Genomic DNA, 12,747 nt, shown 5'->3' with positions numbered 1-12,747 from the left:
AAGGATATGGATTTAAAGAATAAATCAATTATTCTTACTGGAGCTTCTTCAGGTATAGGAAGGGAAATTTTAAATAAGTTAAAAGAGTATGATGTGAAAATTATAGCTGTAGGAAGAAATATAAATAAAATTGAAAGGAGAGATAACATAATACCATTTTCTTGTGATATTTCTAAAAAAGAAGAAGTAGACAGGCTATTTGAATTTGCTGAAAAAAAGTTAGGAAACATAGATATCTTTATAGCCAATGCAGGTTTTGCTTATTGTGAGGATTTAACTACTCCAAGTTGGGAACATATAGAAGAGATTTTTAGTGTAAATGTGTTTTCACCAATATACTCTGTTGAAAAAATGAGAGAGTTAAATAAAGATAGAAAATATTCAGCTATTATAACTTGTTCGGCTGTTAGTGAGGTACCTTTACCTGGATATTCACTATATTGTTCAACAAAGCATGCTATAAATGGATTTGGAAGGGTTTATAATCATGAAACTAGGGAAAATGAGGTTATATCACTGGTTTATCCAATTGCAACGAAAACCAACTTTTTCAAGAATGCTGCCAATAGAGCACCGATACCATTACCAATGCAGGACCCAGAAAAAGTGGCTATAGCAGTAATTGATGGAATTAAAAAAGATAAAAGATTTATTTACCCATCTAAATTTTATACTATTTCAAGAGTATTAAATAGAATACTACCTTTTGTATATCCAATATACGGAGGAATACAAAGGAGAAAATTTTATAAGTGGCTAGAAGGCTGTCAGCCTAATAATATGGCTCAATAGAAATTAATATAAGATTAATTATAAGTTAGTAGTTTAAAGATAAGAATATTATTTAAACTTGCTTAAAAGAAATAGGGAGTATGGTCCCTATTTCTTTTGAGTTTTACGGTAATATGAGAATTTCAATATAATCCTCTAATAAGGGGAATCTTAAAAAAGAGATTTTAAAAATAATAGGGTGTATTTATATAAAATATATATAGAATCTAGGAAAGAGTCATATGATAATATATAATTTAAGAACAGTAGAATATTAACTAAGTAGTAAGTTTTTTTATTTAAATTAATATATAAGTTCTAATATTAAAACTACATTAGATTTAGTCGAAACCAATTAAGTCATTAATCAATGAAATGTAAATTATTTAATGCAATATATATATAAAATTTATATTGCAAATGGAGGGGTAATATGAATAAAACTATTGGGATATTAGCCCATGTAGATGCGGGAAAAACTACTTTTGCAGAGCAAATACTTTATCATACACATAGTATAAAAGAGAGGGGAAGGGTAGATCATAAAACCTCATTTTTAGATAGTAATAATATAGAAAGAGAGAGAGGAATAACAATATTTTCAGATGAGGGAGTATTTACTTATAAGGAAGATAATTATTTTCTAGTGGATACTCCAGGGCATATAGATTTTTCTACTGAGATGGAGAGAGCTATAGGAATAATGGATTATGCAATTATAGTAATAAGCAGTGTTGAAGGCGTTCAAGGACATACAGAAACTCTATGGAGTTTACTTAGAGAATATAAGGTACCTACCTTTTTCTTTATTAATAAGGTAGATAGGGAAGGGGCAGACCCTAAAAGAGTATTAGAAGAAATTAAAGAAAAACTTTCAAGGGATACATATTTTTTAGATAAAGGATTTAGTGAAGATAACATAGCGGGGCCCCTTATTGAATTTATTGCTGAAAGGGATGAGAATCTTTTTAATAAGTATTTAGAAGGGGAGTACAGCTCTATTCTATGGATGAAATCCATGAAAGATTTAATTAAAAAAGGTGAAATGTTTCCAGTGTTTAATGGGTCAGCTTTATTAGATATTGGAATAAAAGAGTTTATAGAAAAACTACATATTTTTACCTACACTGAATATAGGGATGAAAATATATTTGGAGGAATTGTATATAAGGTAAGGTATGATGAAAATGGAGTAAGAATTAGTTACATTAAAGGGTTAAAAGGAAGTCTCAAAGTGAGAGATGAGATTTGTTATGAAAAACATGGAGAGAAGGTTCAGGAAAAAGTAACTCAAATAAGAAGGTATAATGGTAATAAATTTAAGCCTTTAGATGAGGTGTCTTCTGGAGAAATCTTTGCTGTAACAGGATTAAGTAGTGCAAAGGTGGGACAAGGAGTAGGAGAGTTTAAATGTGAAACAAAATATAATATGATACCTACCTTAAAGTCTAGGGTTATTTTTTCAGAAGAATTAAATATAAGGGAAGTATTAAAGAGCTTTAAAATATTAGAAGAAGAAGATCCATCCTTAAATGTTATATGGCATGAAAAATTAAAAGAAATACATATTCATATTATGGGAACTATTCAGTTAGAGGTGATTAAGAAGGTTGTAGAAGAGAGGTTTAAGTTTCAAGTAGATTTTGGACCCTGTGAAATTTTATATAAGGAAACTATTAATGGAAGCATTAATGGATATGGTCATTTTGAGCCTTTAGGTCATTATTCGGAAGTGCATCTTAATATAGAAGGTGGGGAAAGAGGAAGTGGAATAACTTTTGAGAACTTATGCCATGTAGATGACCTATCTTTAGGGCATCAGAATCTTATACATAAACATATATTTGAAAGAGATCATAATGGATTACTTATAGGATATCCATTAACAGATTTAAAGATTACTTTACTTACAGGAAGGGCTCATAATAAACATACCAGTGGAGGAGATTTTAGAGAAGCAACATTTAGGGCCTTAAGACAGGGGATAGAGAAAGCAGAGAATATATTACTTGAACCTTATTATGAATTTAAATTTCAGGTACATATAGATAAAATAGGGAGACTTATGGCAGATATACAAAAGTTAAATGGAAAATTCACAGGACCTGAGTTATTTAATGAAAGCGCTGTGATAAAAGGAGTAGGTCCAGTAGCCACCTTTATGAATTATCCACTAGAATTTATGGCATTGACTAAAGGAAAGGGAAGCTATAGCTTTACTTTTAAGGGATATGAGTCTTGTCATAATAGTGATGAGATAATTGAAAAAATAGGATATAATAAGGAGGGAGATAGTGATTATACCTCTAATTCCATTTTCTGTTCTAAGGGACAAGGTTATGTAGTAAAGGGGTATGAAGCAGAAAATTATATGCATTGTGAGGTTAAGGATAAATAGCGGTAACTTCAATATGCTAAGTTATTAATTATACTAAGGGGTGATTAAAGGTATGGGTAAGAAAAGATGTTTATACTGTGGTAAATTAATAACTAATGATAAAACTTATTGTGATATACAGTGCAAAGATAATTATAATAACTTTGAGCAATATGCAAGTAAAAGGACAAAAGCATTTCTTATATCCCTCTCCATAGCTATGATTATTATATTTCTAGGAATAATATTAATGGCAGCAAGGAAAGAGATAGGTGTAATAATGAGTATTATAGGAGGGGTAGGGGTATTTGGAACATTTATTGTTTTACCATTTGGTACCCCAGAAACAGTTAAGTTACTAGGCGTGAAAAAAACTACACTAATTGTACGGATTGTTGCTTTGGTAATGTTGATTTGGATATTAGTACCGTTTTTAAAAGATGCTATCTTTTAAAAGTAAGTTATAGAAAGGGACTAAAACCTACATTAAACAGGATTTAGTCCTTTTAATTATATGTTTTCTATTTACAGTATATAACATTTTGGATTTATACCATGAATACTGTTTTAAAAATGGACAGAAATAAATCATATCAACACTGCTAGTTATATTAGATCACATGTATTTAAAGTTTTGGATAGAACATTTTATATATTAAAAAGAAAGTAATATATAAGATGGAAAAGGGATGCCTAAAATCAATAATTATAGATTTTAACACATCCCATTTTATTAAATACTGTATCCTGTATTTTCAATGCAAGCCTTAATTTCAGATGAGGTAGCAGGTTCATTATAACCAACCTCTACAGTTCCTCTAGCAAGGTCTACATTAACCATTTGAACTCCTTTTATTTTATCTAAGGCGTTTTTAACCTTGGTTTTACTTTCAGTCCCACCCATGCCTGATACATTATAATGTACTCTTTCCATAAATTTCACTCCTTAATATTTAGCGTTATTTAAGGTTAGTATATATTGTAGAAGGGATTTTTATTCAATACATAAGGAATACTCTTTTAAATGGAATTAAATCCTATGATATAATAGTTATTACTTATAAAACATTTATGACTATAATCTTAAAATTTTAGCTTAACAAGGCTTTTACTTATAAAGAATCTTTTAAAAATAGTTTTACATATATTAATAATTTAGGGGGTGAGAAGATGAATATAAAGGAATTAGAGGAGATTCTTTTAAAAACTTCCTCTAGCTTAATGAGGATAAAGGGAGAAGAAATTTTTAATAAGAGATTAGCAGATAAGATTAAAGGAAAGAACATAGAAGGAATATATAATATATATGGACAGGTTTTAAATCCAATTAATAATGAGGAAATTAAAACTCATATAAAAATAGATTTAAAAAAGAAAAAATTGAATAGTGTAAGATGTAGTTGTGAAAATTTTAAAGAGATATCCATAAATAAAAAGTTATTTATGTGTCAGCATTTAACCGCTACTGCATACAGTTTTCTACATTCATTTTATAAAAATAATAAGGAAGGGAATAGAGAGAGTAAAAGGATAGAGGGAAGTAATAAAAAGCAACAGGTTACTATTCATATGAATGTAATCCATAGATTTTTAAAAGGACATCATAACTATGAGGTAGAGTTTAGATTAGGAGCAAAGCATAAATACTTAATCTCAGACTTAAGATCTTTTATATTAGCTTTAAAGAATAAGGAGAATATTTTCTTAAATCATAGTTTTACATATAATCCTCTAGACTATGATATATCAGAAGAAGATAAAAAAATTATAGAGTTAATTAGTAAATATATTAATAGAAAAGAGTATATATCATCAGGTAAAAGTCTTATAGTAAGCTCTAGAGAGCTTAAGGAATTTTTATATTATACTAAAGAAGAGAAAATTAAATTTAAATACAATGATATAGAGTATACTCCCTCTATTTATAAAAAAGATTTACCTCTTAACTTTACATTAAAAGTTCAAGGGGATAGTTTTGTTTTAACAACTCATAAAAAACTTCCTATTTCCTTAAGTGAAGAAGGGGACATATATCTTTTTAATGATGAATTATATTTACCATCAAAAAATCAGATTAGTAAATATTCCTTATTGTATGATAAGTTTAAAAAGAAAGATAAAATTTTATATAATAAAACCGTGGAAAATTATAATAAACTTACTTGTTTATTAAAAAGTATCTCAAGTAATATTACCTATTCTGAGGAAGTAAAGGCTTTTGGAGAGGAATTATTTAAATTAGAGTTTTTACTATATAAAGACAGGGGGAATATATACTGCAATGTAGAGAAAACTTATAATAATGAAAAGATAAATATCCTAGATAATAACTATAATAGTATAAAAGAAGAAAAGATACTTATGACTCTAGAGGGATATAAGTTTATTAGGGTAGAAAATAGACTTAAATTTATTGGAGGAGATGAGGAACTTTTTAATATTTTAACTAAGAAAAAAGAAGGCTTATATTCTTTAGGAAAGGTCATTTTAGGAGAGGGATTTAAGAATATAAATATATATAATTCCTCTTATATTAATTTAGACTTCTATGAAGATAATATGGGATTTAAAATGTGTTATACCATTGGAGATATTAAAGAAAGAGAACTAAATAGTGCATTTGAAAGCTATAAGCAAGGGAATAAGTTTTATAAAACAAGAAATGGAATATTTATTGACTTTAATGATGAAGGTATAAAAGAATTTTTTAACTTAATTCAAGTATTGATTACTAATAAAAGTATGGAAGAGGGATCAATAGAAGTAGATAAAAATAAGACATTATATATTCTAGAAGCTTTAAAGGATAGAAGTTTTAACATAGGAAAAGGTATTGATTTATTAAAGCATATAGAAGAGAAAATCATAAGTATGAATAATGAAGATATATTAGTTCCTAAAGGGTTAAAGGGAAATCTTAGGCCTTATCAAGTAGAGGGATTTAGGTGGTTTAAGACCATAAGTAATTTAGGCTTTGGAGGGGTTTTAGCTGATGACATGGGTTTAGGTAAGACAATTCAGACCATAGCTTTTCTAACCTCAGAGAAAGATAAAAAATCTTTAATAGTTACTCCTACTTCTTTAATTTATAATTGGAAAGAGGAGATAGAGAGGTTTTCGGAAAGTTTAAAAGTTAAGATTATACATGGAAGTGATAAGGATATAAAGAAATCTTTAGAGGAAGCAGATGTGATTTTAACTACTTATGGAACTTTAAGAAATAATATTGAAACCTATAAAGATATTAAATTTAACTATTGTATTATAGATGAAGCTCAAAATATAAAAAATCCTAAGGCTCAAAGCACCATTTCTCTTAAGAGGATAAATGCAGAGATGAGATTTGCATTAACAGGAACGCCTATGGAGAATAATTTAATGGAGCTTTGGTCCATATTTGATTTTATAATGCCAGGGTATTTATATTCAAAAGAAGATTTTGAGAAAGAGGTTATATATAATCAGGATAAAGGGATAAAACTTCTTAGAGATTTGATTAAACCATTTATTTTAAGAAGGACTAAGGGCGAGGTTTTAGAGGATTTAAAAGAGAAGAGAGAAAGAAAAGTATTGGTTGAAATGACTGATACACAAAAAGCCATATATAGTTCTTATATAAAAGAAGTTAGAGAGAAAATTAAGGAGAATACTAATGATAGAATAGAAGTGTTCTCTTATTTAACAAAATTAAGGCAGATATGTTTAGATCCTACCCTTGTAATTGAAGATTATAAAGGGGGAAGTGGTAAGGTCCATATAGCAATGGAACTATTGGAGGAACACATAAGTAATAATAAAAAGATATTATTATTTTCCCAATTTACTTCTGTGCTAGGTAACTTAGGTAAATTTCTAGAGGAGAAAAATATTGAGTATTTTTATTTAGATGGGGCTACAGAATCTAAAGACAGGGTTAGGTTAGTTAAAGATTTTAATAAGGGTAATAAAGTGAAGGTGTTTTTAATTTCTTTAAAGGCAGGAGGTACAGGATTAAATTTAACCTCTGCTAATACAGTTATACATTTTGACCCATGGTGGAATCCAGCAGTAGAGGATCAGGCCACAGATAGAGCCCATAGAATTGGCCAGAAGAATATAGTTGAAGTTATTAAACTAATAGCTAAGGGAACTATAGAGGAGAGTATCATTAGGCTACAGGAGGATAAGAAAAATCTTATTCAGAGTATTATTAATGAGGAACTAAAAAATAGTGATGCTTTTAATAAACTATCAAAGGAAGATTTATTAAATCTTTTTAATAGGGATTAGAATTTTAAGATTAGCATGGGATATATACCTAGGCTAATCTTATTTAATATATAATTTAGGATGAGAATACGTATTAAAAGTATATGTTTTGTTAAGAAAGTAAGTCATTATAGATGGCAAGTTTTTTAGGTAAGTACATAGATTCTAAGAAAATTGTACAATATATAGTAAAGATTATAGTTGAAGTTATTTGCAGAGTAATTATAGATATCTTCATGGACTAAATATTATAGAAAAAATTTATATAAATACATAAGATTGTGTAAAAAAGCATTGAATATTGAATAAAATATTAAATAATGTATAATTAATATGAATGTAGGACTTATAAACTTTATAATTTTAAAATACTTAAGATGTATTAATTGTTAATGAGGGTAATTTTATTATTTAACAATATAATATATTGCTTTTATGAAAGGATAGGAAGTAAGTAATGTATATTGTAATTGTTGGAGATGGAAAGGTAGGATACACCTTAGCTAAGCATCTATCTGAAGAAGGTAATGATGTTGTTATTATTGACAAGAATATGGAGGCTTTAAAACGTACTACTGATAATCTTGATGTAATGTGTATAAAGGGTAGTGGTACAAGCGTTAAGGTTCTTAAAGAGGCTGAGGTTAATAGAGCAGATGTAATGATTGCTGTGACAAATAGGGATGAAAGAAATGCTCTATGCTGTTTATTAGCAAAAAAACTAGGAGCAAAATATACTATTGCAAGAATTAGGGACCCAGAGTATGCTAGTGAGCTTAATATTTTAAAAAATGAACTTGGAATGGATATGGTTATTAATCCAGAAAGGGAAGCAGCATTAGAGATTGGAAAACTTATAAAGTTCCCGTCCATTTGTAGTGTGGAAAACTTTGCAGATGGAAATGTGGATTTAGTTAGTTTTAGACTTGTTTCAGGAGATAACATAGTAGGAAAGCCAATAAGTGAAATTAAATTTCCAAAGACATCAGTAATAATTTGTGCAGTTGAAAGAGAGCATGAAGTATTTATACCAACTGGAGATTTCGTTCTTGAAGAAAATGATAAAATATATGTTATAGGGGATCATGATAACATAGAAACATTTCTAAAGAACTTAAGAAGATATAAAAAAAGAGTTAAGAATGTAATGATATCTGGAGGAGGTAAGATAGCTTATTATCTTACAGAGAGTATTAGTAAAATTGGAGCAAAGGTTACTATTGTAGAAAAAGAATATGATAGATGTGAAAAGTTAAATGAATTGTTGCCAGAGGCAATTATCATTAATGGAGATGGAACAGATCAAGATTTCTTAGAATCAGAAAACCTAAAAGAAATGGATGCTTTTATAGCATTAACTGGTAGGGATGAAGAAAACTTAATTTCTTCACTTTTTGCTTTAAATGCAAAGGTTAATAATGTAATAGCTAAAATTACCAGGGTAAACTATAATGGCATAGTTAAACAGGTAGGGGTACAAAGTGTTGTAAGTCCTAAGATGGTTACAGCTAATAAAATAATAGGATATTTAAGAGCTTTAAAGAATAAGAATGGATCATCAATTAAAAATTTATATAAGATAGTAGAGGAAAAGGCTGAGGCATTAGAGTTTTTAGCTAATGAAACCACTAAGTGTTTAAATATACCTTTAAAGGATATAAACTTTAAAAAGGGAGTATTAGTTGCTGCAATAGTTAGAGATTCCAAAACCATAATTCCAGGAGGAAACGATTGTATTAAGAATGGAGATGGAGTAATACTTGTAACTGATAGAAAGAATGTAATGGACATTAATGAAATATTAATGGAAAGGGGAGTTTAAAGTGAACTACCCTATAGTATTTAGAGTTTTAGGAACAGTTACAATATATGAAGCTTTAGTAATGATATTTCCTCTTAGTGTAGCCTTAATATATGGTGGAGGGGATGCCAAAAGTTTTGTTATAACTATGATAATAATGCTTTTACTAGGAACCTTAATGACCAAAATAAAATCTAAGAGTAGTGTGTTTTATGCTAAGGAAGGTTTTTTAACTGTTGCTCTTTGCTGGATAGCTATATCAATATTTGGAGCTTTGCCTTTTTATTTAAGTGGATCTATCCCTTCATTTATAGATGCTATATTTGAAACGGTATCAGGATTTACAACTACAGGAGCCTCAATTTTAACTGAAATAGAATCCTTACCTAAGGGAATTGTGTTTTGGAGAAGCTTTACTCATTGGATTGGAGGAATGGGAATATTAATATTCACATTAGCTCTTATGCCTTCTGTAGGAGGGAATACGATACATTTACTAAAAGCAGAAAGCCCAGGACCAAGCCCAGGAAAACTTGTTCCAAGGATAAAGCAAACTGCTAAGATAATGTATTTAATTTACTTTTTTATGACTGTACTTCAGATAATACTACTTAAGCTTGCTGGATTAGATCTTTATAATGCTATGGTTAATGCTTTTGGTACAGCTGGTACTGGAGGATTTTCTAATATGAATACTAGCATAGCTGCTTATAATAATGTTTATGTAGAAGTGATTATAACTGTATTTATGCTTCTATTTGGAGTGAATTTTGTTTTATATTTTCAGCTTATTACAGGAAATATAAAGCAAGCTTTTAGAAATGAGGAAGTAAAATATTATTTTATTATAGTTTTTATATCTATGGTAATTATTGCTTTTAACATAAAGGGAAGTAACGGAATCTCTTTATTAGAATCCTTTAGGCAATCATCTTTCCAAGTAGCTTCTGTGGTAACCACTACTGGATATTCTACAGTTAATTTTGATTTGTGGCCAACTCTTAGTAAGGTAATATTAACATTACTTATGCTTATGGGATGTTGTGCAGGATCTACTGGGGGAGGAATTAAAACTGTCCGTATAGTGCTTTTATTTAAGACTATAAAAAGAGAAATTAATAAGATTATACATCCTAGGATGGTTAACTTAGTAAAGTTAGATGGAAAAGTAATAGAGGATGAGACCATAGGAAGTGTGGCTGTATTTATATTTACATACATTATTATTATTTTAATGGCTGTACTTTTAGTATCCTTCGATGGTATGGATATGGAAACCACCTTTTCATCAGTACTTGCAACTATAAGTAATATAGGACCAGGATTTGGTGTAGTTGGACCTATGGGTAACTTTAGTAGCTTTTCTCCTATAAGTAAATTAGTATTTTCATTTTGTATGTTAGCTGGAAGATTAGAAATATATCCAATGCTAATAATGCTAAGATTTACAAAACTTAAGAGAGCTTAAGGGAAAACTAAATTAATAGATATGCCACATGATAATTGAAACTAAGTTAGATAACCCCTTCTTTAAGATAATTAGTATATAAAATTATCTTAAAGAAGGGGGATTTTTATGTTTAAAATAAATACTTAAATGATTTATTAGGTGAAAATATATATTTGAGGATAAGGCATAATATGTGATTATATTATAGTACTAAATGAATGATTTTGAATGATGGTGAATGAAAATGAATTATTTTGAATGAAAATGATTGATTTATTTTAAAAAATACTGTATTATATGATTAAGGAAGTGATGTAAATGTTAACAGAAGAGAGACATGAACTAATTCTTCAAGAAATTAAGAAAAACTCTGTGGTTTATGTTAGTGAGTTAGTTACATTATTAAATACTTCAGAATCTACCATAAGAAGAGACTTAAATACTCTTCATAAAGATGGAAAACTTAAGAAGGTTCATGGAGGTGCCACAGCTTTAGATAAAGGTATTAATACTAAAGAAGATATGGTAGCTATTAGAAAGAAGCTTCATACAAATGAAAAGATTGAAATTGCAAAGTATGCAGCTAGCCTAATAGAACCAGGGGATTTTGTTTATATAGATGCAGGTACGACTACTGAGATTATGATTGATTTCATTGAAGAAAAGGATGCTGTATTTGTAACCAATGGAATAGGTCATGGTAAAAAGCTTGTAGAAAAACAATGTAAGACCTTTATCCTAGGAGGAGAAATAAAATGGGCAACAGAAGCCACCATAGGAGTAGAGGCTATTAATAGCTTAAAAAAATATAATTTTACAAAAGGATTCTTTGGAGCAAATGGAATATCAAAGAATAGAGGATACACAACTCCAGACATAAATGAAGCATTAGTAAAGGAAGAGGCCTTAGGCAGAACGAGAAATCCTTATGTACTAGGGGATAATTCTAAGTTTGATGAAATAAGCAGTGTTACCTTTGGGCAGCTTTCTAGAGCAGTAATAATTACAACAAAAATTGAAGATAATGAATACAAAGAATTAACAGAAGTACTGGAGGTGCTAAGGTAGTGATATATACTATAACATTCAACCCAGCCTTAGATTATATAGTTAAGGTGGAAGATTTTAATTTAGGAAGTGTAAATAGAACATCCTATGAGGAGATTTACCCAGGGGGAAAGGGAATTAATGTTTCTATAGTTTTAAGAAATCTAGGAGTTCCTAATATGGCCCTTGGATATATAGCAGGTTTTACTGGAGATGAAATAGAAAGAAGAGTTAAAGATTTTGGCTGTAATACTGACTTTATTCACTTGAATGAAGGCATGTCTAGAATCAATGTAAAACTTAAGTCTAAGAAAGAATCAGAGATAAATGGACGAGGCCCAGATATAAATAAGGAAGATTTAGATTTACTTTATAGTAAGCTTGAATCCTTAAAAGAGGGAGATATTCTTGTTTTGGCAGGAAGTATTCCAGTAACTCTTCCAAAAGATATATATGAAAATATTATGGAAAGATTAGAAAAAAACAATATAAAGTTTATAGTTGATGCCACAGGCAAGCTTTTATTAAATGTATTAAAATATAAACCATTTTTAATTAAGCCTAATCATCATGAGTTAGGAGACTTGTTTAATGTAGAGATTAAAAACGAGGAAGAGATAATTTATTATGGAAATAAACTTAGAGAAATGGGAGCGGAAAATGTTCTTATTTCTATGGCAGGAGAGGGTGCCATATTTATTTCTTCTAATGGAAAAGTAATTAAGAGTAAGGCTCCTAAAGGGGTTGTTAAAAATTCAGTAGGCGCTGGAGATTCTATGGTAGCAGGATTCTTAGCAGGGTATTTAAAAAATTTAAGTCTAGAAGAAGGTTTTAAAATGGGTGTTGCTACAGGAAGTGCTAGCGCATTTTCTAATGGACTTGCCACAAAGGAAGAGATATATAGTCTATTAGAGGAAATATAATAACTTATCCTAATATGTGTATTTTAAAAGTAGCCTTCACATTTTTTATTAAGTAGTTTATTTTAATTGATTAAAAGAATAATAGTGCAGAGCTAAGCTGTCAAAAAAAGTAATCTTAATTAAGTAATAG

The 12,747-nt window shown here is 29.1% G+C and carries 9 protein-coding genes; 8 read left to right on the top strand and 1 reads right to left on the bottom strand.

Annotated features, from left to right (window positions below):
• Window positions 1-6 precede the first annotated feature (6 nt).
• From BR69_RS0100885 to BR69_RS0100875, 3 genes are all read left to right on the top strand, one after another.
• Complete coding sequence (locus BR69_RS0100885) at window positions 7-792, top strand: SDR family NAD(P)-dependent oxidoreductase (protein WP_027631486.1); 786 nt, start codon at window positions 7-9, stop codon at window positions 790-792.
• 412 nt (window positions 793-1,204) lie between these two features.
• On the top strand, window positions 1,205-3,169 hold the full coding sequence (locus BR69_RS0100880) for an elongation factor G (protein WP_027631485.1): 1,965 nt from the start codon (window positions 1,205-1,207) through the stop codon (window positions 3,167-3,169).
• Between the two features lie 52 nt (window positions 3,170-3,221).
• Window positions 3,222-3,602, top strand: coding sequence for a DUF2116 family Zn-ribbon domain-containing protein (locus BR69_RS0100875; RefSeq protein ID WP_027631484.1), 381 nt, complete (start codon window positions 3,222-3,224; stop codon window positions 3,600-3,602).
• 279 nt (window positions 3,603-3,881) lie between these two features.
• On the opposite strand, the gene BR69_RS0100870 is transcribed toward BR69_RS0100875, so the two are convergent.
• A complete protein-coding gene (locus BR69_RS0100870; protein ID WP_027631483.1) occupies window positions 3,882-4,082 on the bottom strand; it encodes a heavy-metal-associated domain-containing protein in 201 nt (66 codons plus the stop codon).
• A gap of 236 nt (window positions 4,083-4,318) precedes the next feature.
• Here BR69_RS0100870 and BR69_RS0100865 point away from each other — a divergent pair, with 236 nt between their 5' ends.
• The 5 genes from BR69_RS0100865 to pfkB all read left to right on the top strand — a co-directional run bounded on the left by BR69_RS0100865 (window position 4,319) and on the right by pfkB (window position 12,617).
• A complete protein-coding gene (locus BR69_RS0100865) occupies window positions 4,319-7,417 on the top strand; it encodes a DEAD/DEAH box helicase (protein ID WP_027631482.1) in 3,099 nt (1,032 codons plus the stop codon).
• Between the two features lie 436 nt (window positions 7,418-7,853).
• Complete coding sequence (gene trkA, locus BR69_RS0100860; RefSeq protein WP_027631481.1) at window positions 7,854-9,218, top strand: Trk system potassium transporter TrkA; 1,365 nt, start codon at window positions 7,854-7,856, stop codon at window positions 9,216-9,218.
• A gap of 1 nt (window position 9,219) precedes the next feature.
• The gene (locus BR69_RS0100855; RefSeq protein WP_027631480.1) at window positions 9,220-10,665 is read left to right on the top strand and encodes a TrkH family potassium uptake protein; all 1,446 of its coding nucleotides are present in this window, start codon (window positions 9,220-9,222) and stop codon (window positions 10,663-10,665) included.
• A 300-nt stretch (window positions 10,666-10,965) separates the two neighbouring features.
• Window positions 10,966-11,715 carry a DeoR/GlpR family DNA-binding transcription regulator gene (locus BR69_RS0100850; RefSeq protein WP_027631479.1) on the top strand — a complete coding sequence of 250 codons (750 nt, stop codon included), beginning with the start codon at window positions 10,966-10,968 and terminating at the stop codon, window positions 11,713-11,715.
• The gene (pfkB, locus tag BR69_RS0100845; RefSeq protein ID WP_027631478.1) at window positions 11,715-12,617 is read left to right on the top strand and encodes a 1-phosphofructokinase; all 903 of its coding nucleotides are present in this window, start codon (window positions 11,715-11,717) and stop codon (window positions 12,615-12,617) included. Before BR69_RS0100850 ends, pfkB begins: the two co-directional genes overlap by 1 nt.
• Window positions 12,618-12,747: the final 130 nt, after the last annotated feature.

The organism is Clostridium hydrogeniformans DSM 21757, assembly GCF_000686705.1.
Lineage (GTDB): Bacteria > Bacillota > Clostridia > Clostridiales > Clostridiaceae > Clostridium_Z > Clostridium_Z hydrogeniformans.
This window is presented reverse-complemented; position numbering and strand designations above follow the sequence as displayed.